Consider the following 25,568-nt stretch of genomic DNA (forward strand, 5'->3'; position numbering starts at 1 on the left):
CTTATAAGCTTATTATCAGCATTACTTACTGTGGTATTTAGAGTTACATCGTTAATGAAAAACGCTAACGATAGGTTAGAATCATTAATAAAAATGCCTACTCTAATATAAGCATTGTGTATTTATATATGTTATTCCATATTGTTTCAAAAAAGACAACACAGTTTAACTGTGCGTGTCTTTTTTTAGATTTTGTCCAATTATTGAGGTGGAGTTCAATACATAAGAGCTCTCTTAAGTTCTAAATTTATCATTTACACATCGTTGATTTATCAACATTTTGAGCTTTTGCTAAATAATAAGTTCTACATAAAAAAGAGAATTTTATGCTCCATTTCATTCAGAGACATAAATTATCGACTTCGATTAATCCTCTTTACTACTATCTTCTTTCCAGCTCTTTTGTAGTTTCCGAATATAAATGATTTGACCAATGTGATATGCGTTATGAGTAGTTATATTTCCAAGTACCTCCCACCACTTTACATGCTCAGAAAAACCATTTACATCTTTTTCAATTTTTTCTTCAGTTAATAACTCTTTCCATTGTAACAGTACTTCTAATAGTCGATCTTTTAAATGATCAAATTTTTGATTTTCCGGAATTATAAAGCTTTTATTATTATTTCCTATAGAAGGTACTGCATTGACATGAGATTTTTGATACCTAGTTTGCCACGTTTCATTCCAATAAAGTAGATGTTGTACAATTTCAGCAATACTATTACTATCCTTGTTAGGCTTCCAAAAAGCTTCTTCCTCTGACAAGTCTTTAATAGAAACTGAAAATGGTTGGTACCAGCTAGGATCATTAGCATTTGCTAACAGTTGATCAGCTAAAACATCTTTCGCGTGAAACATGATTTCCATCCCCTTTATAAAAAATTTCGGATCTATTCACAAGAAAAATCAAAATTATGTAAAGATGCCTTGTTGAAAATGTCATAAACCCGTTTCATTTCCACTAATATACATTCTCTTATATAAAGTTATTTTCCTTTTTCATTCAATCCCTATCCTTCATTTGTTTAAGAAATAAAAACTATACATTTTTACATTAGAAGAAAATATTTTTGTTTATTTGATTGTTATAAAACCCCTTAATCTTATGAGTAAACATTAAACTATTTATTGAATGTTAAACGTTTCATCATTTGTACTTAATATAGACAAATAAGGTTCTGGTGCAAAAATTTCAGGGCAATTGCAAGTAATCTCTAAATCTTGGACATACTGATACTATTACCCTAAAAAAAGGAGCATGATCAGTGTGGCAAATCAATCTTCATTCAAATGGAAACATTATCAGCCTGACATCATTTTATCAACGGTAAGATGGTACCTACGGTACAACCTCAGTTTTCGTGATTTGGTGGAAATGATGGAGGAACGTGGTTTATCTATGGCTCACGCAACGATTATGCGTTGGGTACATCAATATGGACCTGAAATGGACAAAAGAATTCGTCGTCAACTTAAGAAAACAAACGATTCTTGGCGAGTAGATGAGACGTATATTAAAGTTAAAGGGCAATGGATATATTTGTACCGGGCCGTTGATTCAGAAGGAAATACCATTGATTTTTATCTAAGTAAAACAAGAGACCACAAGGCTGCAAAGCGATTCTTTAAGAAAGCTTTGCGGTCTTTTCATGTTTCAATGCCTCGTGTTATAACAGTCGATAAGAATCCTGCCTATCCTATATCGATTGAAGAGCTGAAGAACGAAAAAAAGATGCCCGTAGGCATCCAAGTAAGGCAAGTGAAGTATCTGAATAACGTAATAGAACAAGATCATCGGTTTATTAAAAAGCGAGTTCGTTCAATGTTAGGATTAAAGTCCTTTCACTCAGCGAAGTCCGTTATTTCTGGAATAGAAGCAATGCATATGATTAAAAAAGGGCAACTTGTTTTACGGGACAAGTCTGTCCAAAATCAAAAAGAATTTATTCACAGGCTGTTTGGATTAGCTTCATAAGTCAGAAATGTAGAAGAAACTGCTACTCTATATTTCTAACTAACATTTCTTGCACCAGAACCCTTTTCTTTTATATAAGAGATCTATTATTTTTACCGTTCGTTTAAGTTTAAAAATAAATTACGAACGTATTCTAAAATAAACAAAATTTTACGAACGTTTTTCGGAAGAATGAATGGAGGAAACTCGTCAAATAAAAACCTCCTGCTTCTTTTCTAAAACAGGCGGTTTTTTCTCAGTAAAGATAATTATTGTTTTTATGAAGTTTTTGTTTCTCTTCATTCTTTAATTATTTTTTAAGATATACACATAGTATCTATTGTATCTTCTTTAGAAAAAACATTTTTCGCACACGATTAGATATTACATCTAATTATTATATATATCCTCCCATAAATAATGTTTATACAATAAATAGAGCAATTTTTGAGGTTGCTCTATTTGTACTTTCTGTGTATATCATAATCGTATTCTTATCTATACTAGATATATACTAAATTTTAGCAGTAGAGAGATCAGAGTTTGAACTGAAAAAGAGACGTGGACAGGTTTAGAATGAAGATAAATTACAGTAAAAAAAGAGCAAAAACAACAAAATTTTTAGAAAAGGCTAATATTGCCGAAGAATATATACAGAAAGGTAGAGATATCTCATCAGAAAAAGAGTTTTTGATGAAATCCATGTGAGTGTATAAATAATTATCCGCCGGATAGATATGACAAATAAATTCCATATATACAAATAAATATCCAGTGAGAACGAGCAAAGAAGGGAGTTTTTGATGAATGGAAAGGACAAAAATAAGTGTTATTCAACTTTTTTCCCTCATGTTTATCTTTGAACTGGGAACTTCAGTGGTGGTCAGTTATGGAGTAGATGCTGGAAAAGCTGCATGGCTGGCGATTCTTTTAGGTATGTGTGGAGGGATCATCCTATTTTTCATATATTATTTTTTGTATCGTCAATATCCAACAATTCCATTTACTACATATGTTAGGAAAATACTTGGAAGATATGTAGGGTGGATTATTGGCTTGTTATACTGTCTTTATTTTTTGTATATTGCTGCAAGAAATGTACGGGATTTAGGCGACTTATTGGTTTCATCTACATTGGAAGAGACCCCTTTATTCGCCGTCATTGTTCCACTGGTTCTAGTCGTTTGTTATGTAATCTGTTTAGGAACTGAAGTATTGGGGAGAACAGCAGAAGTTTTTATTGTAATTTTACTCTTGTTCGGGATAACAGGGAACTTTTTTGTCTTTATTTCAAGTGAAGTTCATGTACATAATTTGCGACCGTTTCTTGAAGTTGGATGGGGACCGATCTTTAGTACAGTTTTTCCAACTCTTATTGCTTACCCATTTGGTCAAATGCTTGTCTTTACAATGCTGCTTCCTTCCTTGAATCGTCCTACCTTCACGAAAAAGGTATGGTTATCAGCCTTAATTTGTAGTGGTGTGATCTTAGCTTGGACCACCAGTCTAAATATTGCTGTACTAGGTATGGACGTAGCAGAGAGATCTACCTTCCCTACATTAGCTACCGTTGGAAAGGTGAACCTATTTGACTTTATTGAAAGGTTAGATGCTATTGTCGTATTCACTTTATTGATTACTATCTTTTTTAAAGCATCTATCCTTTTGCATTGTACAATCCTTGGAATTACAGACTTGTTTAAGTTAGAAAATGGTAAACGAGTCGTTTTTCTACTGGGCGGAATTCTAATCTTTTTATCAATGGCTATGGCCTCTAATTATTCAGAACAAAGGGAAGAAGGAGGATATGTTTTAGATTACTATCTTAACTTGCCTCTTCTCATCGTTATTCTATTGTGCATGCTGATTATTTTAATGGTTAAGAATCATTTCAAAAAGAAAGTGAACTAGCAATTCTTTTACATGGGGGTTTCGCTTCATTATTAGGGGAGATATTGTCCAATGACGAGAAGATAAACTAAAATCCTTCATCAACCTTCTTTTATATCTCCATTCTATCCTAATTTTGGATGGAAGCTCTTCAAGCTGAAAATCAGGTTAATAAAAATGAATCTAATTCCTCATACTAAGACTTTTTTATTTTTCACTCTGAAGAAAATTCCTCAAGCTTACTAAAGCCTCTTGTTCATCTGTTCCATTTATTGTTAAAGTAATTTCTTCTTTATTTCTAATGGCTATAGCCATTACTCCCATAATACTTTTACCTTCTACTGATCTTCCATTTTTATTTATTTTTATATCACTGTTAAAAGAAGAGGCTTTCTGCACAAATTGAGTAGCATTTCGAGCCTGAAGTCCCTCCTGTAAATGGGCAATAAGTTTTTTTAAAATCATTAACATTCACTCTTTCTACACTGACTATCTATCCTATAGATGTTATTTCCTCTCTAATAACAAAGGTTTAGGATTCTCCCATAACTCATTTACTGAGCCACGAAACTAACAGTTACCTTTTTTAATAATTCGATGGTCATAATGCATCATTGGACGATTTCTTTGATTTCTTCATCAATAGCTATTGGTTTTATGCATGCATAAAATTCCTAAGAATCATGAAATAGTAAGCCGAAAGATTATCGGGCTACTGGTTAGTCCAATTTAGTTTGATATTATCAGAAGGACTAATTAAAATCAAAGGATTTTTTTAATTTATTTACCTCCATAGTTAAAAAGTCTTTATACTTGTAAGAAAATTTAACAGATATTATCCATATATTTGATAGGACTGTGCAAAAATGAATGAATAAGGTAGCATTATATACCGTAATAAGTTTAAATTTTAGTCTACACAGTGAAGGAGACATAATAAGTTGCGCTAAAAATAAATTTAATTATCTTGACAGTTAGGAATTATCTGAATATAATACAAATTAATTGGACTAACCAGCAGCCCGGTTTTTCTAATTAAACGTAGGAGGTTCACTCATGAGTGATCAAGTATTTTCAAGCGTACGCAATGAACGAATGTATGAAAAGATAGTAGTGCAAATTAGGCAATTAATCGAAGATGGTAAGTTAAAACCAGGGGATCGTTTACCGAGTGAGCGTACCTTAGCACAAACAATAGGTTGTAGCCGCACCTCACTACGGGAGGCTTGTCGGGTATTAGAATCAGAAGGACTTATTGTTTCTAAGCCGGGTGGTGGAAGGTTTATTCAACAAGTCGACATGAACATGACATTAAAATACCATTTCGATACACTTGATATGTTAGAAAAATCAGCAATCATTTATTTTCTAGAGGCAAGGGAAACGCTTGAACCCACAATTGCTAAGTTAGCTAGCCAAAGGGCTACTAAGGAAGACATAGAAAAAATGGAAAATGTTTTATTAAAAATGGAGGATAAACTGAAATATCCGGATGAGAAAGTAGAAGCCGATAGTAGTTTTCATTTAGCACTAGCTGAGGCTACCAAAAATTTCGTGTTTGTTTCTATGATGGAAGCTAATTTAAATATGATCCGTCAAGTTCGAAAGCAAACATTAAATTCAAAAGGAAGATATGCTCAATCTTTAAAGGAACATAGAGCTATTTTGGAGGCTGTAAAACGTGGAAACTCTTCGGAGGCCGTTAAAGCTACTTATACCCATCTTCAACATATTAGAGAAAATGTACTAAAAAATCATACATCCTAAAGAAATAAATCAGTATTATTGGAGGAATTAAGAGTGTTAGCAAAAAATTATGGACCCTTAACAGGGGTCCAAATCTTAGATATATCCACGATGATTGCAGCTCCATTTGGAGCCACCTTACTAGCTGATTTAGGGGCAGAAGTGACCAAAGTAGAGCTTCCAGGAAAAGGGGACACCCTTCGTACGGTAGGGCCTTGGAAAGGAACTGAACCTTTAAGATGGCCTGGACTAGCTCGTAATAAGAAGTCTGTTACTTTAGATATTCGCTCAGACGAAGGAAGAGAAATCTTTAAAAAGCTGATTAGTCAAGTGGACGTTTTAATTGAAAATTTTCGTCCTGGTACACTGGAAAAATGGAATTTAGGCTATGAAGAACTCAAAAAGGTGAATCCTAAGTTAGTTATGGTACGCGTATCAGGTTATGGACAAACTGGACCCTATCGAGAAAAAGCTGGATTTGGTACTCCTGGTACTGCATTTAGTGGGCATACCTACTTGCAAGGTTACCCAGATCGACCACCTGTCAGTCCTTCTTATTCTTTATTGGATTATATTACAGGAGTCTATACTGCATTTGCTTGTGTAAGCGCTATCTATCATCGAGATGTAAATGACCAGCCAGAAGGTCAAATAGTAGAAATGGGATTATATGAATCTATCTTCCGAATGATGGAATTTTTAGTCGCCGAGTTTGATCAGAATGGCAAAGTGAGAGGAAGAAGTCCTGGTCTTGCAGGGCATTCAAGTCCTGCGGGAACATACGAAACAAGAGATGGAAAATTTGTTGTTCTTGTGTGCAGCACAGATTCAACTTTTGACCGTTTGGCAGAAGCAATGGAAAGAACTGATATGTTGAAAGATCCACGTTATTATACAAATGTAGAACGACTAAAACATGATCATGAAGTGCAAGAAATTGTATCAAGTTGGATTCGGGGTTTTACCCAAGCAGAATTGCAGGAAAAATTGGATTCATTTGGTGTACCGGTTAGTCCTATTTATAGTATCGAAGATATCTTTAATGACCCTCAGTATAAAGAAAGAGAAAATATTGTAGAAGTGGAGCATCCACGCTTAGGAAAGATTAAAGTTCCAGGAGTGGTTCCAAAGTTCTCACATACTCCGGGAGCTATTCGTCACCGAGCACCGGAATTAGGTGAACATAACGAGGAAATTCTAGGAGGAAAACTAGGCCTATCTGCTGCAGAATTAGCCGTTTTAAAAGAGAAGGGGGTTATTTAATGAATGGGATACAAAAACTACGGTTGCCTAATGAAGTAGTAATCTGTGAGGTAGCTCCACGTGATGGATTTCAAGCTGAAAATGAATGGATACCAACAGAACAAAAAATTCACATTGTGCGAGAGTTGGCCAAAACAGGTATCCAATCGATAGAGCTCACATCTTTTGTTCACCCAAGAGCAATTCCTCAACTTAAAGATGCTGAGCAAGTAGTAAAAAGCGTTCAGGACTTAACAGACATTAAATTCCGCGCATTAGTTCCTAATGTAAAAGGAGCACAACGTGCGATTGATGCTGGAATCAAAAAGCTAAAACTCATGCTTTCAGCAACAGACTCTCATAGTGTATCTAATGCTAACTGTTCTGTGGAAGAAGCTCAAATGGGTTTTGCCCCTATTATTGAATTAGCCGAAAAATATGATGTCAAAGTTGGTGGATCAATTTCCGTGGCTTTCGGATGCCCATATGAAGGGAGAGTCCCATTCGAACGTATTGCTTCTATTGTAGAGCGTTACACATTGATGGGAATTAATGAAATTTCTTTAGCTGATACAACAGGGATGGCAAATCCTGCACAAGTATATGATATGTTAGGTCTCCTTAAACAAGATTTTCCTAAAATGACTTTCTCCATGCATTTGCATAATACTCGTGGAATGGCATTTTCTAATGTGATAGCTGCCCTACAACAAGGTGTGATTAACTTTGACAGTTCCGTTATAGGGCTAGGCGGGTGCCCATATGCTCCTGGGGCAAGTGGAAATATTGCCACAGAAGATCTCGTCCATGGATTAATGGAGATTGGAATTGAGACAGGTATAGATCTCAATCATCTTATCGAAGTGGCAAAGGATGTAAAACAAATCATTGGCCATGATGGTGGAAGCTATATGCTTCAAGCTGGACCTTGCTCTCAACTTCACGCTACACCAAAGGTTCAAGAGAAACTAGGATAATAAGAAAATATAATATTTTTCTTATTATTATAGTAATAACATTCATAAATGTTATATAATTTAAGGAGGTGTTGTAAGCGTTTGTATTCAGCTCAACTTAAATTGATTAACTAATTAATATTATAATGCGATGAATATTAGATCGATCTATAGGTATAATTTCTTTTCAAATAATTAATTTAATTAAAAATAAGCTATATTAGATCGATCTAAAATCTAGTATATGGTCAAACATAGCGTATACTAACTTAATTTTTATAAAGTGGTGGTTATAAAAATCATGCTTTAGACAAAGAGTTATTCACAAAATGCGTAATGAATAATGAAAGATCCTTAATCAATTTTAGAAAAGTAGGTGGCAAAATGATCGAAACAATTGAAAAACAATCGCAACCTTATATTAATGGGGAATGGATTTCAGCAGACCGTGAGGTCGTTTCTATTAAAAGTCCATATTCTGGGGAAGTAATAGGAGAACAAGTATTGGCAACCCAAGAGGACGTTGAAAAAGCGTTGGCATCAGCTTATGAAGCTAAAAAACAAATTGCAGCTATTCCTTCTCATCAACGAGCTAAAATTTTAAAACAAGCAGCTAGTTTATTAGAGCAAGAGAAAGAAAGGTTCGCCAAACTTATTTCTTTAGAATTAGGAAAACCCCTAAAAAATACGCTCGATGAAGTAGCGCGTTCTATCGAAACATTAGAGCTATCAGGTGAAGAAGCTAAAAGATTAATGGGAGAAACGCTACCAGGCGATGCTTCTGAACGAGGAACAAGAGCTATTGCTTCTACCTTCCGAGTGCCTGTGGGTGTTGTCGCAGCAATTACACCGTTTAATGCTCCTTTAAATCTGGTTTGTCATAAGGTTGGACCAGCGTTTGCTGCTGGTAATAGTGTAATTTTAAAGCCATCTTCGCAAACAACATTGATTGCGACAGAATTAATAAAATTATTATTAAAAGCAGGATTCCCTGAAAATGCAATCAACATGGTTCTAGGTCGACGACAAGTTGCACAACAGATTGTTAAAGATGATCGTGTAAATGTGATTTCGTTTACAGGTGGAACAGTAGCCAGCACAAATATTTGTGAATTAGCTGGAATGAAAAAAGTATTACTTGAATTAGGTGGAAATGCTGCCACTATTATTCATGATGATGCAGATTTAAATCGTGCTGCTGCCATGTGTGCGAAAACAGGATTCAGTAATTCAGGCCAAAGTTGTATTTCTGTTCAACGAATCTATGTGCATCAATCAGTAGTATCGGAATTCACAGAACGTTTAAAAGAAGAAGTGCTTAAACTTAAGATTGGAGATCCTTTATTACCTGATACTGATGTAGGTTGTGTAGTAGATACGAATGCAGCCACACGTGTGACAGATTGGATCCAAGAAGCTGTTCAGTTAGGGGCAAAAGTAATTTGTGGCGGCAAACAGCATGGAGCTACAGTCGAACCAACGGTTCTATTAAATCCTCCTAAAAAGAGTAAAGTAGTATGTGAAGAGGTATTTGGACCAATTGTGAGTATTATTCCATATGAAACGATTGAAGAGGCTATTGAAGAAACAAATGATTCAGACTTTGGTCTTCAAGCTGGAATTTTCACAAATCAAATGGATTTAGCCTACAAAGTAGCTCACTCACTTGAAATGGGGGGTGTGGTCATTAACGGAACTTCAAACTTTAGACTGGACCATTGGCCATACGGAGGCGTGAAGAATAGTGGTGTTGGACGTGAGGGCCCTCGCTATGCGATTGAAGATATGACTGAAATGAAAATGATTGTATTACGACTTCCGGATAATGAGTAAAAACTGAATTGATAGAGAATGAAACGTAATCCTCTGTTTACGCTTCATTCTCTATTAGGAAAAGGAGTGTACTTATGAAAGATTTAATCTCACATCAATTAGTTAAATACCTTGAAGATCGAGGAGTGGAACATATCTTTGGTCTTTGTGGACATACAAACATTGCCGTTTTAACAGCTTTGGAAAAGAGTACAATTAAATTTATTAATGTCAGACATGAACAAATTTCAGCGCATGCGGCAGACGGATATGCGCGTGTGACGAAAAAAGCTTCTGTTGTCTTAAGTCACTTAGGGCCTGGTTTAACTAATGCAGCGACTGGCGTCGCAAATGCGGCATTAGATTCCATCCCTATGGTCGTTATTGCTGGAGATGTACCGACTCATTATTACGGAAAACATCCACACCAAGAAGTAAATTTACACGCCGATGCCTCTCAATATGAAATTTATCGCCCATTTGTGAAGCGTGCTTGGCGAGTGGATCGTCCCGACTTATTTCCAGAAATTATTGAAAAGGCTTTCTTATTAGCTGAGAGTGGCAATCCTGGTCCAGTTTTAGTATCTGTACCGATGGATATCTTCTCCAAAGAAGTAGATGTATCGTTATTTGAACGTTTAAAACACAATACGAAAACACTTCAAAAGCCATCTATCGATGATTTAACAGCAAAAACTATTATTCAGAAACTGATTGATGCTAAAAATCCTCTATTTTATGTAGGGGGAGGAATCATGTTAGCTGATGCAGCCGAAGAATTGAGAGAATTGGTTGATCATTTAAGTATTCCAATAGCCCATTCCTTGATGGGGAAAGGGGCAGTTTCTGATGACCATCCATTGACATTAGGAATGACAGGTTTCTGGGGAACGAAGTTTATTAACGATAAGTGTAAAGAAGCTGATTATATTTTTGCATTAGGAACTCGGTTTGCAGAAGCTGATTCTAGTTCATGGGAGTCGGAATATACCTTTAATTTTCCCCCAACAAAGCTGATTCACATTGATATTGATCCAAGTGAGATCGGACGAAATTATCCAGCTGAAATAGGTGTCGTTGCTGACTTAAAACAAGCCCTAACTGTTCTAAACCGTGTAGCAAAAGAGATGATACCTGAAGGATTATACAATGAAGAATTAAAGAAAGAAATTGCTACTTATCGTAAAGAGTTTAAAGCAAGTAACGAGCCATTTATTCAAGATGATGTATTTCCAATGCAGCCTCAACGAATTTTAGAAGAAGTTCGTCAGGTACTTCCAAAAGATGCGTATATTACGACAGACGTAGGATGGAATAAAAATGGTGTAGGTCAACAATTCCCAATTTATGAAGCTGGCAGTATTTTAACACCTGGAGGATTTGCGACAATGGGATTTGGTGCTCCTGCAGCATTAGGAGCAAAGGTGGCATTACCGGATAAAGTCGTTGTGTCGCTAGTGGGGGATGGCGGATTCGGTCAAAATCCAGCTGTACTTGCCACAGCAGCCGAAGAAAACATTCCAGTTATCTGGATTATTATGAACAACTATGCGTTTGGTACAATTGCCGGACTTCAAAAAGCTCACTTTGGCACCACACTCGGCACATTATTTGAAAGAGACGGCGAAGCCTATTCACCAGATTATGCATCTATTGCTAAAGCCTATGGTGTAGAAGGAATAAAAATTCAATCAGCTCAAGAATTTAAGCCTGCTCTAGAGCAAGCCATTGCATCTAACAAACCAGTTGTCATTGACGTGGCCATGTTAAATAACCCAGTACCAACAGCAGGGCATTGGAACATCATGGATATCTATTCACCAAACAAGAAAGTACACCATGTATCAGTTTAGATCGATATAATTCGGAAATATGGAGGAGGAACCAAGAGGATGACAAGGCAGTTTTCTTTAGCTTACCTTACAGTTCTTGGCTGTGCACCGCCTGAGATGACGTATATTGCTGCACGTTCCGGTTATGATTTCATCAGTTTAAGACCCATTTATATGGGTCTGTCTGGTGAACCTAACTATGCTTTAGCTGAAAACAAGGAAATGATGCGACAAACAAAATCTGCCCTTGCCGATACTGGTGTCAAGCTTCTTGACATTGAACTAGCACGTATTGGCGATGGGATCGATCCGAAAAGCTATCTGCCTGCGATGGAAGTCGCTGCTGAACTCGGCGGACGGCATGTTTTGAGTAGCATCTGGATGGATGATCGTAATTTTGCTATCGAAAGTTTTGCTGAACTATGCGATCTAGCTAAACCATTTGGCTTGACAGTAGAATTAGAATTTGTCCCAATTGCTAGTATTTGTACTCTTAAAGGAGCACTTGATGTTCTTCACACGGCAAAATGTGAAAACTCCGGTCTTATGATAGATGTACATCATTTTCATCGATCAAGAGACAAGGTTGAGGATTTAGATCAAGTACCTCGTGAATGGTTCCGTTATCTCCACCTTTGCAATGCACCTTCAGAAATTCCAACTTCAAAAGAAGAGATGACTCGTATTCTTAGAGAGGAACGCTTATATTTGAATGAAGACGGTATTGACGTTGCAAGTATCGTTAATCGAATCCCTGAGATTCCCTATTCAATTGAGTTGCCGCACACTAAACGTGTTCAAGAATTAGGTTATGAAGAGTTTGCGCGTCGCTGTTTACAGACAGCAAAGGATTATCTCAATAATCATCCGCGTGCGGACTACCTCTCTAGGCAAACCAAGGAAGAAGAGCGATTGCGCTTTCATTCAACAAGATAAATATCATTCACCTATACATAAAGGTGCTGAATCATTTTGAATAGTGTAATTATATACCTCAAGAGATAATGATAAGATTACTAACAAATAATAACTAAAAGTTTTAAAAATAAAATATTAACTACTCAGGAATTTTGCAATTCAGATGTTATGAAAGCTACTCTGGTGCTTAAAATAATAAGGGTATTTCAAATACATTGAAATAAAAAGAGAGATTATAGAGATACTAAACCTTATATCAATGTCATTTAAGCCCTATAAAAGTATGAAATGGTTAAAGTAGCGTAATAACTTTGAATCTGGGTGATAATCAGTTTTGATTATCATCTCTTTTTTATGTTGCACGAGGGAATATATAGAACCTTTGCGACGTCTAAAATATATGCATATGTGTAAACGCTACCATTTTATGTAAGTTATTGATGTAACTTAATCGTAAGATTGTTTAGGAGTGTGTAAATAATGAGAAACCCATATATAAAAACGGCATCAGGAATGTATATTAACTATTTTCTACTAGGCATGGTTAATATCATCTTGGCCTCTAATATGTCTTTTTTGACGAAACAATTAGATACAAACAGTGCTGGTATTAGTTATATTATTTCAGCGTTAGGTATTGGCAGAGTCCTTACCTATGCTATATCCGGTATTTGTTCGGATAAATTTGGAAGAAAGCCACTTGTAATAGTCTCAGCATTCATGATGGTTATATTTCTAATAGGTATACCATTGTCTCCTAGTTATCAAATTGCTTTTATTTTCGCCATTATTGCAGGTATAGCTAATTCAGCCATGGATGCAGGTACGTATCCAGCTCTTATGGAAGTATTTCCTAAAAATTCAGGATCAGCAAATGTATTGGTTAAAGCTTTTATATCCGTAGGCGCAACTATTCTTCCTTTTGTCATTTTCTTTTTTTCCGAGCATGGATTATTTTATGGATTTTCATTTTTTATCCCTGCTTTGATTTATCTTGTGAACATGATTTTCTTATTTACTGTATCGTTTCCTAACCATAGAAATGCACGTAAGGTTCAGGAGAAAGAGAATTCTACGAATAATAAATTTTTGTCTGAACCAAAGTTTTGGCAAGAAGGAGTAGCCCTAATTATCATAGGCTTTACATCAAGTGGATTATATGCTCTTCCACAAATATGGTTGCCTACTTATGGTGAAGAAGTTTTAAATATGGCAGCTGGTGGTTCGGTAAAATTACTAAGTTATTACAGTATTGGCGGGCTGATTTCCGTTTTATTATTGACAGGATTACTAAAGAGAATCGTACGACCTGTAACCATTCTTTTAGTGTATCCAATTATTACGTTACTTTCATTATTAGTTTTATTAACTGTCAAGTCACCAAGCATAGGAATAGCCAATTCATTTTTATTAGGATTTTCAACTGCAGGAGTATTTCAGTTAACCTTAACTGTAATGGCAGAATTCTTTTGGAAGAATAAAGGTACTATAACAGGGATCGTATCCACTGCAGGCGGTGTATCAGCTATCGTTATTCCTCTTGTTACGGGCCTAATAGCGAGCCATACTACCATTTCTAAAATATTCGTATTTGACGCGGTAATTGCTGTAATTGGTATATTGTCGGCAGGCTTTGTCTGTTACAGATATAGCAAAGTAATAAATAAAAAGAACAAAAAAAATTATGATCATTTGGCTTCATAATTTATAATAAATTATTAATTCTAATTTTTTGAATATAAACAACGTTTTTTATAAGAATCTCCAATTAACAAGATTATTTTTACACAAAAAGGATGAGTATATTTGATTCTTTATCTCATTGTTACCCTATTTCTTATCTATCAGATTAGTATTCGAGGAAATACAGTTCTTGTAACCCTATATGCTTTGGACCTTCATGCAAGCGCTGTCTATTTAGGAGGGATTGTAGCAGCAACCTCCTTGTTCCCAATGCTTTTTGCAGCTTATGCCGGCAGATTTTCTGATCGTATTGGCTATCGTCTTCCCTTGGGTATCGGTGCGATAGGAACAGGTATAGCGCTGCTATTGCCTTATATGTTTACAAACCAATTATTAATATTGGTGATATCTCAATCTTTACTTGGGTTGTTTCAGATATTTACAATTGTTTCTATGCAAAATTTAATCGGTGCCTTGAGCAATAAAGAAAATCGTTCATATTATTTTTCCACTTTTAGTTTGGGAGTTGCCATTTCTAATTTTTTAGGACCTTTAATTACAGGCCTGTCAATTGATCATTTGCATTTTGATCTGACGTACTTAATATTAGCCTTATTTTCTATATTTCCCGGGTTTTTCTTTTTATTTAATTGGATCAAACTGCCAAAAGCAATTATTAAAGTGAAAGAACAAGAAAATAAGTTTGTTGAGTTATTAGTTAAACGATCTTTAAGAAAGACCTTTATTATAAGTGGAATCATTTTGACGGGTGTGGGAATGTATGAGTTTTATTTTCCTGTGTATGCAAAGCATATTGGACTTTCGGCTTCTATCATTGGAATCATCTTGAGCTCTAATGCTATTGCCTATATTCTTTCACGCTTGCTGATGCAGCCACTAGTAAGCAAATTTAAAGAAGAGACTGTTCTTGGAGCATGTCTGTCCATATCGGCAGTCGCTTTCTTTTTACTTCCTTTATTTAGTGATTATATTTTTTTGATGATTATCTCTTTCATTATGGGGTTAGGATTAGGCTGTTGTCAGCCATTATCTATTGTAATGGCTTATAGCCATTCACCTAAAGGACGGACTGGAGAAGTTCTGGGGATCAGACTGACCGTGAATAAATGTGTCCAATTTTTGGTTCCAATTGTATTTGGTTATTTTGGATCTATACTCGGGTTCTTTCCCGTATTCTGGTCAAATGCAATCTTACTTCTATATAGTGGATACTCTCTATTTGAGAAGACCCCTTCTCAAAACTCAAATTCGTTAAATAATTGATGGTCTAAAAAATAGAAGTTATAAAGTAGAAAGGAATTGTTGATAAAAACAAGATAGCTATTGAAATTTCCACATCAGGAGTAGGAGACTTACTAAATCGTTGAAAAGCTTTAATTATTTGTAATGGTTTTGGGAGATATGGATAGAAAAGAAGAAGGATGGCCAATAACCATCCAGTAATAACTAAAATGGAAAAGACCATTTTAACGTTTTGAATTTGGCTTCAGTCCTGGCAACTCAAATAGAATAATCGGAGTTAGTATTAAAGGAATACTTACTACAGAAAGCCATTTTATTATTCTTCACCTCATTTTGGTACACTTCCCCCTCACGTTCTCTTGATATTACAATGAAAATCCACTTCAACTTCAGGAAAGATATCATTTTGTCTACTTTTACTTCCTTCCACTTTCCGGGTTATTTTCATTCAAAAAACTCCAAATATAAAAATATCTATTTTCATATTTTCTTGAGTAGAAATGATGTCTGAGTGAGAGATATCAATCGCTCACTCAAAGACTATGCATTTGTTTCATTAATATGTATCGATTAGGAGAAGAGTATTACATTATATTAAGTCAACAAATGACTCATGGAGAGTCGATGAAATCTATATTAAGGTAAAAGATAAATGGATAAACTTAAATCGCGCAATCGATTTAGAAGAGGATATTTTTGATTTTTATCTAAGTGAATGAAGAAATAAACAAACAGCCAAGCGCTTTTTTTAAAAAACTTTAGCAGTTCTTCATTCTAAAACATCACGTGCCGTTACGGTTGATAAAAATCTATGGTATTCTCAAGAAAACACGTGACGTCTGAAAGCGATAAAATGAGACAAATAAGGTGTATTAGTAATATAGAATATAGTGGAACAAGACTAGCTTTCATTAATAAACGTGTAAGTTCTATGTTAGGGTTTAAGTCATGTCAAACAGTTATTTCTATATTGAGGGGAATAAAGCTATGCATGTGATCAAAAAAAAGACTTCACCTTAAGGTGAAGTCTACCCAAAATAAAGTTGAATTTATACATAGTTTGTTTAGAATTGCATCATAATTTAGAATAGAATATATAGGTTCTATGTCTCTATTAAACATTATTTGCAACAGAACCCTTATTAGGAATGGTTAATTTGAAAATTATTTATTAAAACTAGCTGCTACTGCTGCACGAATACCTAGTAAGTAACTTTCTTCGCCGAATCCTGAAATTTGTCCAGTCGCAATTTCTGCAAAAACTGATTTGTGACGGAAATCCTCACGTGCATGGATATTCGACATATGAATTTCTATAACTGGTACCGTTAAAATGGCTAAAGCATCACGAATTGCATAGCTGTAGTGTGTCCAAGCACCTGCATTTAGGACTACACCATCTACACCTGTTAAAAAGGCTTCATGAATTTTTTCAACCATTTCACCTTCATGATTTGTTTGGAACGTCTCTACTTCAATCTTTAATTCTTCTGCTAAATGTGCAATGTTGGAATTAATTTCATCTAATGTAATTGTGCCATATTGTTTAGGATCCCTCTTACCAAACATATTATGATTTACACCATGTAACATTAAAATTTTAGTCATAGCTATCTCTCCTATCAGTTTTTTTCAAAAGGTTCCCACCTTATAAAAATTGTTTTTTTATTTTTGATTGTCTCCAAATAAAATTTCTTTTACTTGCTCCATCGGCATATCAACACCTGTGAACAACTTGAACCCTAAAGCACCTTGCCATAACATCATGCCTAATCCATTAATTGTTTTCGCACCAGCTTCTTCTGCTTGAGTTAAAAATTTTGTTTTTTGAGGGTTATAGACTACATCTGTTACAACTAAATCCTTACGTAATACATCTAAAGTGTCGTCTATAATACTTAAGTGATCTAATGGTTTCATTCCAAGACTTGTCCCATTAGCCAAGATAGCACTTTCTGCAACCTCACGACGGAATGCTGCTTTATCTTCTAATGGAAAGATATTAGCTTTTACACCGAATTCTTTCATTTCATTATTAATATAATTTACGTTTTCTTCTGCTTGAGCAAAGTACTCATCATTACGAGCAAAAATGCTGATTTCACTGATACCAGATTGCGCTAATTGAATAGCGATTGGCGTTGCAGCACCACCTGAACCAACAAGTGTTACTTTTTGATCTTTTAGGTTCACACCGTGTTCAATTAGATTTTTCACATAACCAAGACCATCGGTATTATAACCAATTAATTTACCATCACGGTTAACTACCGTATTACTTGCACGTGTGTATTTAGCTGAATCATCCAGCTCGTCAAGGTAATCTAATACCCTCATTTTATTTGGCATTGATACGTTAAAACCTGCCACACCTGCAGCCTTAAGGCCGTTAACTGTTGCTTCTAATTCGTCATTACCTACTTCAAATGCAAGATATGCATAGTTTAAACCTGCTAATGTATAACCAAGGTTGTGCATACGTGGTGAAAGACTATGTCCAATAGGTGTGGCCAGTAGTCCTACTAATTTTGTTTTTCCATCAATGTTTTTTTCGTGTACGGTTGTTTTTTCATATACAGTTGTTGTCATATTGAAAATCTCCTTTTAGTATTTTATAAACTTGCTTTTTCACTTTTTTAATTAGCCAAAAATCTTTTTGATTCTACCCAGTACAAACACTGCAAGTATGACACTAATAACCGCGATAATCATATCAAATATTAATGTCATTGAAATACCAAGTGAGCTTACTAAACCACTCGTAATAATGGGTACAAGGATAAAAGCTGAGCTGGCAGCAATATTTACATATGAAGATGCTGTCGCTTTACTTGCAGGGAAAAGCCTCATCATAATACTTAGAGCTAGTTGGAAAATACCTGATGTAAATAATCCCATTAAGAATGTGCTTACTATTACAATGCTGTACGATTCCACCATGAATAATGTAAGCATAGATAAAAAGGCACCGATTGGATAAATGATTGCGACCATAATAGGTGAGATAAATTTATCCAACATAATTGCCAGTAAAAGTACAGATACAAGAGCACCTATACTGAAATAAGATAGCAATTGTATTGCTTGATTAGATTCAAGTCCTATAAGTTTTGTTCCTAGTTGTGGTAACCATGTTTGCCACACAACAAATAATGCTGTTGAAGTAAATCCCATTAAGATGACGGCTAAGCCTTCGCCAAGGAACTTTGGCTGTTCTTTGAAGTCTGCTTGGCTTGCATCGCCTCCTTTCATTGAAAGCAATTTGTGGTTTGGAAATGGCATAAAAATCAAATAAACACCAGTTAATAGATATAATGCGCCCATTCCAAAGAATGTCCAGCCCCAAAAGATATGATTTGCGACTAAAATTGCCATTATAAATGGCAGTAATGTTGCGCCAATCGATACGGATGCTTTTACTAATACAGAAGCAGAACTCGCTTTTGTTGGAAACGATTCTGTTAATGCCGGATATGTTCCTGAGTCAAGTAATGAGTTAGCAATACCTGCTGAAATGGCAAAGACAAAAGCAAGTACATAACTTGTTGTTGTAGGTATTCCTACTAGGAATAATAAATAAAGAAAATTGGCAGTAATGATTACTGGTTTACGACCCCAACCATCTGAAAGACGACCGACAAAAAAGAGGGCAATTAATTTACCAATACCTATAGCTGATACAAGTAAACTAATTTTTGCAATAGTTACACCATAGCGTTCTGATAAGTTGTCCATATTTGATGCAATAATAATGTTAATCATACCGAGCATTAAGTAGTTCATATACATCCCGAAAGATGATTTGATGTAAGGGTTTTTCATTTTTCCACTCCTATATACAAAACCTTTTTTAACAAAGATTCTAGTTTTTGGTTTTTAAAACATTTAAGTCGCTTTAGTATCAATACCTTTTTTAGGCATCACCTCTTTCGAAATTGCTGTTATCTTAGTACTAAAAATACCAGTTAATAAAACCAACAATTAAAGTATCTTGAATGGAAGATATTGTTCATAAATAATAACCTAATGTGTACAGGTTTTAACGCCAGACTTGGATTTATAAAAGTACATATAGATTCCTAACTGAATTTACTCTTAAACAGTGACACCGTCAGTTTAAGCGCTTTCTTAATAATCGTTGATTTACAGTTATTTACATATAAATACATTCACACTATTAGTTGTATAATACAAATTAAACTTTCACTGCTAGTATATCGTTCTACTAAAATTATGTTATTTATATCGTTCTTGTTAGCGAAAATTTATAGGAATAGATATATAGTTATTAACTAAACGAATTAGATCGATCTAATTAAGTAGAACGATATACCTTAATCGATTATTAATTAAAACAAATTTGTTATTACATAAAGGATTATGTTTAGTAGAACGATATACCAACGAGACAAATATACTCCTGAAAACGAAATGTGTCAAGTCTGTGACAAAATGTTTTGATTTGTGGTTCATAAGTTATTTTAATATTTTATCTTTCAAATATTCATTTTTTAACCTTTTTAAAGATTGAGTTTGGACGAATACTTTTAAATTAACTCTTAATAATCATTTGTTTAAATTCAAAAAAAAGGATTGCTGTGCAATCCTCTACTCAGTTAATCAACAAAGTATATTTATTTTTCAAATCTTTTTACGATTTCCTCATCCTTACTTTTTTGAAGTTTCTCGAATAATAAGTTCAGGCTTTAATATAAGGCGTTGAAGTTCACTACTTTCAGTATTCATCTTATTATATAAAAGGTTTGCAGCCTTAATACCTATAGATCTTGGAAATGAAGAAACAGTTGTTAGTGGCGGATGATAAAGTTCTGATTCCGGAATATTATCGAATCCCACGATATCGATATCTTTTCCAGGTGTTATATTATTCATTGCTAATCCTTGAATAACACCAAATGCAACCATGTCATTAAAACAAAAAATAGCTGTAGGTGGATAGCTATTCCCTAGAACCCTTAATATCGCTTCTAATCCTCCCTTCCGGGTAGGCTCAATATCAATAATAAGGGATTCATCAACTTTTAATCCTGCCATATCATGAGCTATGCGAAATCCCTTCATTCTCTCTGTCCAAGTAGAAGATTCCTTTATTCCTCCTAGAAACGCAATTTTCTTATGCCCCTTTTCTAACAGATGATTAACTGCCATAAGAGCACCTTTGGTATAGTCGATTCCCACGTAATCGGAATTAACGTCAGTAAGTTCCCTGTTAGCAAGTACCATTGGTATTTCCACATTATTCAACCGATTAACCGTTTTTTTCGTACTTTGAGAGGCTGGGTTTAGAATCAGTCCGTCTACTCTATGCTCTACCATGGTTGAGATTAAATTATCTTGTTTTGAAACAGAATCAAAGGTACTACCTAACAAAACTGTATATCCAACTGCTTCTAATGTGGTTTGAACACCAATTAAAAATTCAGAAATAAAACTGTTGGAAATATCTGTAACTATAACTCCAACAATATCAGAATTCTTGGATCTCATATTTGCAGCAACTCTATCGTAAACGTAACCTAATTCATTTATAGAATTTAAAACCTTTTTTCGTGTTGCTTCCGAAATACGAGGATTATTGCGAACAACTAGGGAAGCCGTTGAAGTTGAAACACCAGCATGCAACGCTACTTCTTGTAACGTAATCCGGTTTTTTTTTTCTTGTTTCATAATTGAATCACCATCTCTAAATTAATTAAAAGTTGATTTATTTTAATAAATTACACGCATGGCAAGGTTACAGGCAGTAAAAACTGCCCTCAAAAGAATAACAATCCAGACGTTTTTATATTTTAATCACGTTATCTGATGCATATTAACTGAGATTAACACTTTTATAATTAAATTTTATTATACCTCTAACCCATAAAAACTGTTCTCTCACTTTCTAAATTAACATTATAACGTAAGTTAATACATAAGTATTGAAAATATTGAAGATATTAACGATATTTTCCACATGGAATAAAAGGAGATTTATGCCCGCATTTTTCTAAGTTTTAAAATCTCTCACAAGCTATTTTTATAACTCAAGAAACTACTGAGACATCCATTTTATTCAATATTTAAAAGAAGAATATAACTATATTAACGTCCCTAATATAAAAATAATAGAGTAAGTTCTTTAGTGAAAACCTTAAAAATGGTATGTCCATAAATTTATATATTATCAATCTAGCTTTGATTTATAAATTTATCGGTTATTGCTTATAATTTTAGGTTTTAGACATTAATGTGAACTTGCTATGATCTTTATGGTCGTACCTTGATAGAAGGACATAGTAAAATATATAATATATTGCTGTAATATTATATATCGCCAAATAGTATGGAAAGCTCTTAATGTCAAATTTACTAATCTTATTCGTTAAAAGCTTTTATTGGTATAGCAAAGAAAAGACCTGAAAATCAACACTATCTTAGTAATGTCAATGTATCTATAAACAAAAAAATGTTACATAATTAATCGTAATGCAAAGGAAAAACAGAGTATGGAATAGCATTTAGTGACTATGGAGGATAATAAAATGAATGGAAATGAAGCTGTAAAAGGAATTAGAACTGTTCAGCGATCAATTAATGTTATGAATTGTTTTACTTTTGAAGAACATGAACTATCTCTTACAGAGATTTCCCAAAAAATCAACTTAGCAAAATCAACAACTTCTAGATTATTAGATACATTAGTGCAAAATGGGTTTATTCAAAAAAAATCTTCTAATTTGAAATACACACTAGGTTATAAAATGCGTGAGTTTGGGCGTATTGCGGAAAGGTCTGTATCTGTAGAAGTTATAGAGATTGCTAAACCCTTTATGAAAAAATTAAGAAATGAGACTGGAGAATCAGTAAGTTTATTCATGTTAGAGAATAAAAAACGAGTTTGTATTAAACGTTATTCGAGTAAACAGTCTATATCTCATGTTGTTAATGTAGGTGAAACCCTTCCGTTGGAGATTGGAGCTGGCGGGAAAGTCCTATTAGCATTTCAACCTGATTCATATATTGAATCTATTCTAAAAGAAATTAATTCTAAAGAGTTATTAAATCGTCTTTCAAAGGAATTATCACTTATTCGAAAAGAGTATATATCAACCAGTATAGATGAGAGAGGAGCAGGGGTTAACACAATTTCATCACCTATATATGACATAAATGGAAGAGTAGATTTTTGTCTATGTGTATCAGGGCCAAGTACACGCTTTACGCTTGAAGTTATGAATTCTCTTAAAAGTAAGGTGAAAGAGAATGCCTTAAAAATATCAGAATATATAAAGGATCAAAATTTGAATGTTTAGTCGAATAGAGCCTCCGTAACTATTTACCCTAACGAGATCAGGATAAGACGGGATTACTATCTTAAAATCCCTTAAAAATAAACCGTCATTTTTGTAAATTGTTTAGTAAAATGACAAAGATTTCAGTTTGGTCTATCATTATCTAAGATTCCTATTAACGAAGCTATAGAGTAAATTTTATTTTTTACTATTAAAAAATTTAACCTTTGGCTTAAAACAAGTAATAAGTAATACATATAGGAAAAATTGAATTTAGAGAAATTTTTTTCTTATAGATATATAAAATTTATAATTTTCAATCCAAACCTTTGAGAGCAATATTCTCAAGGGTTTTTCGCTTGTTATTTCTTATTTTTTAAACTTATGTATTAATTAATATTCTACATTTCACCTTTGAAGTAATGTGTTTCGAAAATAAGTTTATATATTGTAAATTTTTATATTGTAAATTAATAACAATCATTATGAACTTAAATTAGTTCCATTTTTAACTAATTTTATCTGTATTAATTACCATCTAGTGGAACTATAGTTAGTCCTTATACTTTATACAATACAATAAAATAAAGTGGAAAGCGTGAACAATTGGGAACGTACAGCTATCCAATTCATCCCTATTTTTTGAAAGCGTTATCTTATCAACTATCACTACATGAGAATTGGAATATCTGTAGAAGGGGGAAGATGAACAATGAAAAAGAAAGTGGGTAATACACGATGGGGTATAGTTTCCTTGATTGGTCTTGGTGGTATTGTTAATGTATTTGATCGTACTAATATGTCTGTAGCAGCTGGAGCTCTTATGCAGGAATACGATTTAACTAAAATGCAAATGGGAGTCATCTTTTCTGCATTTGCTTGGTCCTACGCGGTAATGCAAATTCCTATAGGATTAATGTTAGATAGAATTGGAATTAAGTGGATCATGCGTGCAGCAACGTTACTTTGGGCCATTGCAACATTTATGACAGCTATAGTAAGTGGTATGGGACTTATTATATTATCTCGTTTAGTTCTTGGAGCTGCCGAATCTCCCATGTTCCCTAGTGCATCTAAAGCAACCGGTTATTGGTTTCCAATCAAAGAGCGTGGGCTTGCTACAACAATATTTGATGCTTCGGTAAGATTTTCGAATGTTATAGGTGTTCCTATTGTGGCATGGGCTGTAATGCAATGGGGATGGCGAGGTGGATTTTTCCTAACTGCCATATTAAGTCTATGTTATGCAATCTTATACTGGATTTTTTAGCGTGACCCAAAAGAGGCTACATTTCTGTCTAAAGAAGAGCATCAATACATTATAGAAGGTGGTGCTCAATTAGATGAAAAACCCTCTAGTGGGGCTATACGAAATCTAGGTTTCATTCTCCGTCAACGTAAGATATGGGGGTTATCAATTGGTTATGCTGCATATAGTTATTCTTTCTATTTGTTTATAACCTGGCTACCAGGCTATTTAGAAACTCAAATGCATATGTCTGTTCTAAAAAGTGGGTTTTATACAGTTATTCCTTGGATATTTGCAACGATTTTTGATATTTTAATTGCTGGCTGGCTAGTGGATCGCTTAATTGCCAAAGGGTATGAAGGTACTAAAGTAAGAAAAGCTTTACTTGTTGCTGGAATGATTATGGGTCTAGTAGTGGCTGGAACAGCATTTACAAATAATCCTCAAATTGCTATTACATGTATTACTATCTCGCTTAGTGGTTTATCATTTTCTGCAGGAGTGGCATGGAGCATTCTTTCATTAATTGCGCCTAAAGGTACAGTTGGAACAGTTAGTAGTATTATGAATTTTTGTGGAAATATTATGGGGATATGCGCACCTATTATTACAGGAGTTATCGCTGGAAATACCGGTTCCTTCGCATTTGGATTTTTAGTTTCTGCTCTTGTTCTTATTGTTGGGATTTTATGTTATACATTTTTATTGGGAAGAATTGAGCAAATAAGTAGTCCTTTTATTTCACAAAGGGATAATGGGACTAACGTTATAGTAAAGTCATGATATATAAATTGTAATTCGAATGTAAAAACTACTTCTTTGAAATAAAAATTGCTACTCCCTTTAAATTACAAACTTTATCCATAAAATCAAATAAGTTTATGGATAAAGTTTTTTTGTTTTTGAGCATAACTTATCTCGTAGTAACTCATTTCACCTATATTATTAAAATATCTTCCTTTCCTTATTTATATCCCTTTTAAAGTTATATTTCTCTTTTTTAATATCTAAATCACTATAGGGAAGACAGAAGTTTTTGATATGAGGTTTAGAAACATAAGAAAAAGCCAAGGCCTTCTTAACAAAGCTCTTGGTCATTTGTTTATCCTTGTATTTCCTTAGATAAAAATCAAAGGGAATAAAGAAGATTCATTATGCCTAATTATTAGAAACTAATAGGAGTTATACAGAGGTGTTAACTCTAGAACTAAAATTTCCCTTATATTAATTCAATAAGTTGTTTTATGGTAATAATGGAATCTTCCTTCATACCCTGATGATATACCCCCATGATTTCATCATCATCCAGTCTCAGGATCTCTTCATGAGTTAATAAATGGTGATTTAATATGATGCTTTCAATTCTGTATCTTTCTAGTTCTGTTAAGAAATAATGTTTTAATATTAAGGGTCGCATTTTTATCTCCTTGGGGTAAAATGGCATGTGATGCTTTGATCTATTATACTTATAATAGTTAATAGTTTAAAAAATCTATGAATGAATTGCTTTGATACTAGATAACTGTATAGGAAAGACATTTTGTTGATCATCTCTTAAGTAAAGGAGCTGTTGATTTAAATCAAGGGTGCAGACACGCCCTCTACATGTCTCTAACGATCCGTTATTATAATAATCAAGGGTGATCGGACACTTTTTTGTGAATTCCTTCAAAAACACGTATATTCCTCCTTCCTAATCGAGTTTCTAAATAAGAGTTTATCTAC

At 34.1% G+C, this 25,568-nt stretch carries 20 protein-coding genes and 1 pseudogene; 13 read left to right on the top strand and 8 right to left on the bottom strand.

The annotated features are described in order from the left end of the window. Window positions 1-366: 366 nt before the first annotated feature. A complete protein-coding gene (locus tag M3225_RS12940; RefSeq protein ID WP_251394270.1) occupies window positions 367-861 on the bottom strand; it encodes a DinB family protein in 495 nt (164 codons plus the stop codon). Between the two features lie 400 nt (window positions 862-1,261). On the opposite strand from M3225_RS12940, the gene M3225_RS12945 reads away from it, so the two are divergent. Then, entirely contained in the window at window positions 1,262-1,978 is a 717-nt protein-coding gene (locus M3225_RS12945; RefSeq protein WP_251394272.1) for an IS6 family transposase, read from the top strand. Between the two features lie 786 nt (window positions 1,979-2,764). Continuing rightward, entirely contained in the window at window positions 2,765-3,868 is a 1,104-nt protein-coding gene (locus tag M3225_RS12950) for a GerAB/ArcD/ProY family transporter (protein WP_251394274.1), read from the top strand. Between the two features lie 186 nt (window positions 3,869-4,054). On the opposite strand, the gene M3225_RS12955 is transcribed toward M3225_RS12950, so the two are convergent. After that, window positions 4,055-4,312: an HPr family phosphocarrier protein gene (locus tag M3225_RS12955; RefSeq protein WP_251394276.1), complete on the bottom strand. Its 258-nt coding sequence runs from the start codon at window positions 4,310-4,312 to the stop codon at window positions 4,055-4,057. Between the two features lie 591 nt (window positions 4,313-4,903). On the opposite strand from M3225_RS12955, the gene M3225_RS12960 reads away from it, so the two are divergent. The 9 genes from M3225_RS12960 to M3225_RS29915 all read left to right on the top strand — a co-directional run bounded on the left by M3225_RS12960 (window position 4,904) and on the right by M3225_RS29915 (window position 16,018). Continuing rightward, window positions 4,904-5,614: a FadR/GntR family transcriptional regulator gene (locus M3225_RS12960; protein ID WP_251394278.1), complete on the top strand. Its 711-nt coding sequence runs from the start codon at window positions 4,904-4,906 to the stop codon at window positions 5,612-5,614. A 33-nt stretch (window positions 5,615-5,647) separates the two neighbouring features. Further along, a complete protein-coding gene (locus M3225_RS12965; protein WP_251394280.1) occupies window positions 5,648-6,856 on the top strand; it encodes a CaiB/BaiF CoA transferase family protein in 1,209 nt (402 codons plus the stop codon). Then, on the top strand, window positions 6,856-7,812 hold the full coding sequence (locus M3225_RS12970; protein WP_251394282.1) for a hydroxymethylglutaryl-CoA lyase: 957 nt from the start codon (window positions 6,856-6,858) through the stop codon (window positions 7,810-7,812). Before M3225_RS12965 ends, M3225_RS12970 begins: the two co-directional genes overlap by 1 nt. Window positions 7,813-8,175: 363 nt before the next feature. Continuing rightward, window positions 8,176-9,624: an aldehyde dehydrogenase family protein gene (locus M3225_RS12975; RefSeq protein ID WP_251394284.1), complete on the top strand. Its 1,449-nt coding sequence runs from the start codon at window positions 8,176-8,178 to the stop codon at window positions 9,622-9,624. Between the two features lie 74 nt (window positions 9,625-9,698). Continuing rightward, entirely contained in the window at window positions 9,699-11,456 is a 1,758-nt protein-coding gene (locus M3225_RS12980) for a thiamine pyrophosphate-binding protein (protein ID WP_251394286.1), read from the top strand. Window positions 11,457-11,495: 39 nt separating this feature from the next. Continuing rightward, entirely contained in the window at window positions 11,496-12,371 is an 876-nt protein-coding gene (locus M3225_RS12985) for a sugar phosphate isomerase/epimerase family protein (protein WP_251394288.1), read from the top strand. 462 nt (window positions 12,372-12,833) lie between these two features. Then, a complete protein-coding gene (locus M3225_RS12990; RefSeq protein ID WP_251394290.1) occupies window positions 12,834-14,057 on the top strand; it encodes an MFS transporter in 1,224 nt (407 codons plus the stop codon). 102 nt (window positions 14,058-14,159) lie between these two features. Next, a complete protein-coding gene (locus M3225_RS12995) occupies window positions 14,160-15,320 on the top strand; it encodes an MFS transporter (RefSeq protein ID WP_251394292.1) in 1,161 nt (386 codons plus the stop codon). 572 nt (window positions 15,321-15,892) lie between these two features. Continuing rightward, window positions 15,893-16,018 carry a DDE-type integrase/transposase/recombinase gene (locus tag M3225_RS29915; protein ID WP_374109830.1) on the top strand — a complete coding sequence of 42 codons (126 nt, stop codon included), beginning with the start codon at window positions 15,893-15,895 and terminating at the stop codon, window positions 16,016-16,018. Window positions 16,019-16,463: 445 nt separating this feature from the next. Here M3225_RS29915 and aroQ read toward each other — a convergent pair whose 3' ends face one another. The 4 genes from aroQ to M3225_RS13015 all read right to left on the bottom strand — a co-directional run bounded on the left by aroQ (window position 16,464) and on the right by M3225_RS13015 (window position 20,987). Beyond that, on the bottom strand, window positions 16,464-16,907 hold the full coding sequence (gene aroQ, locus M3225_RS13000) for a type II 3-dehydroquinate dehydratase (RefSeq protein ID WP_251394294.1): 444 nt from the start codon (window positions 16,905-16,907) through the stop codon (window positions 16,464-16,466). 57 nt (window positions 16,908-16,964) lie between these two features. Continuing rightward, complete coding sequence (gene aroE, locus M3225_RS13005) at window positions 16,965-17,888, bottom strand: shikimate dehydrogenase (protein ID WP_251394296.1); 924 nt, start codon at window positions 17,886-17,888, stop codon at window positions 16,965-16,967. Window positions 17,889-17,939: 51 nt separating this feature from the next. Beyond that, window positions 17,940-19,121 carry an MFS transporter gene (locus M3225_RS13010; protein WP_251394298.1) on the bottom strand — a complete coding sequence of 394 codons (1,182 nt, stop codon included), beginning with the start codon at window positions 19,119-19,121 and terminating at the stop codon, window positions 17,940-17,942. An 846-nt stretch (window positions 19,122-19,967) separates the two neighbouring features. Next, window positions 19,968-20,987 (bottom strand): LacI family DNA-binding transcriptional regulator, encoded by a 1,020-nt coding sequence (locus tag M3225_RS13015; RefSeq protein ID WP_251394300.1) that lies wholly within the window; start codon window positions 20,985-20,987, stop codon window positions 19,968-19,970. Between the two features lie 857 nt (window positions 20,988-21,844). Between M3225_RS13015 and M3225_RS13020 the strand changes: the two genes are divergently transcribed. After that, complete coding sequence (locus M3225_RS13020; protein ID WP_251394302.1) at window positions 21,845-22,615, top strand: IclR family transcriptional regulator; 771 nt, start codon at window positions 21,845-21,847, stop codon at window positions 22,613-22,615. Between the two features lie 691 nt (window positions 22,616-23,306). Then, window positions 23,307-24,626, top strand: a pseudogene (locus tag M3225_RS29920) (MFS transporter). A gap of 436 nt (window positions 24,627-25,062) precedes the next feature. Here M3225_RS29920 and M3225_RS13035 read toward each other — a convergent pair. After that, window positions 25,063-25,260, bottom strand: a complete 198-nt coding sequence (locus tag M3225_RS13035) for a hypothetical protein (protein ID WP_251394306.1) — start codon at window positions 25,258-25,260, stop codon at window positions 25,063-25,065. A 75-nt stretch (window positions 25,261-25,335) separates the two neighbouring features. Then, entirely contained in the window at window positions 25,336-25,521 is a 186-nt protein-coding gene (locus M3225_RS13040; RefSeq protein WP_251394308.1) for a YolD-like family protein, read from the bottom strand. Window positions 25,522-25,568: the final 47 nt, after the last annotated feature.

It is taken from the genome of Priestia aryabhattai, from assembly GCF_023715685.1.
GTDB lineage: Bacteria > Bacillota > Bacilli > Bacillales > Bacillaceae_H > Priestia > Priestia aryabhattai_B.

Bases quoted from the DNA above. Each gene is read 5' to 3' on its own strand.
- M3225_RS12940 (WP_251394270.1), bottom strand. From the start codon at position 861: ATGTTTCACGCGAAAGATGTTTTAGCTGATCAACTGTTAGCAAATGCT.
- M3225_RS12945 (WP_251394272.1), top strand. From the start codon at position 1,262: ATGATCAGTGTGGCAAATCAATCTTCATTCAAATGGAAACATTATCAG.
- M3225_RS12950 (WP_251394274.1), top strand. From the start codon at position 2,765: ATGGAAAGGACAAAAATAAGTGTTATTCAACTTTTTTCCCTCATGTTT.
- M3225_RS12955 (WP_251394276.1), bottom strand. From the start codon at position 4,312: ATGATTTTAAAAAAACTTATTGCCCATTTACAGGAGGGACTTCAGGCT.
- M3225_RS12960 (WP_251394278.1), top strand. From the start codon at position 4,904: ATGAGTGATCAAGTATTTTCAAGCGTACGCAATGAACGAATGTATGAA.
- M3225_RS12970 (WP_251394282.1), top strand. From the start codon at position 6,856: ATGAATGGGATACAAAAACTACGGTTGCCTAATGAAGTAGTAATCTGT.
- M3225_RS12975 (WP_251394284.1), top strand. From the start codon at position 8,176: ATGATCGAAACAATTGAAAAACAATCGCAACCTTATATTAATGGGGAA.
- M3225_RS12980 (WP_251394286.1), top strand. From the start codon at position 9,699: ATGAAAGATTTAATCTCACATCAATTAGTTAAATACCTTGAAGATCGA.
- M3225_RS12985 (WP_251394288.1), top strand. From the start codon at position 11,496: ATGACAAGGCAGTTTTCTTTAGCTTACCTTACAGTTCTTGGCTGTGCA.
- M3225_RS12990 (WP_251394290.1), top strand. From the start codon at position 12,834: ATGAGAAACCCATATATAAAAACGGCATCAGGAATGTATATTAACTAT.
- aroQ (WP_251394294.1), bottom strand. From the start codon at position 16,907: ATGACTAAAATTTTAATGTTACATGGTGTAAATCATAATATGTTTGGT.
- aroE (WP_251394296.1), bottom strand. From the start codon at position 17,888: ATGACAACAACTGTATATGAAAAAACAACCGTACACGAAAAAAACATT.
- M3225_RS13010 (WP_251394298.1), bottom strand. From the start codon at position 19,121: ATGAAAAACCCTTACATCAAATCATCTTTCGGGATGTATATGAACTAC.
- M3225_RS13015 (WP_251394300.1), bottom strand. From the start codon at position 20,987: ATGAAACAAGAAAAAAAAAACCGGATTACGTTACAAGAAGTAGCGTTG.
- M3225_RS13020 (WP_251394302.1), top strand. From the start codon at position 21,845: ATGAATGGAAATGAAGCTGTAAAAGGAATTAGAACTGTTCAGCGATCA.
- M3225_RS13035 (WP_251394306.1), bottom strand. From the start codon at position 25,260: ATGCGACCCTTAATATTAAAACATTATTTCTTAACAGAACTAGAAAGA.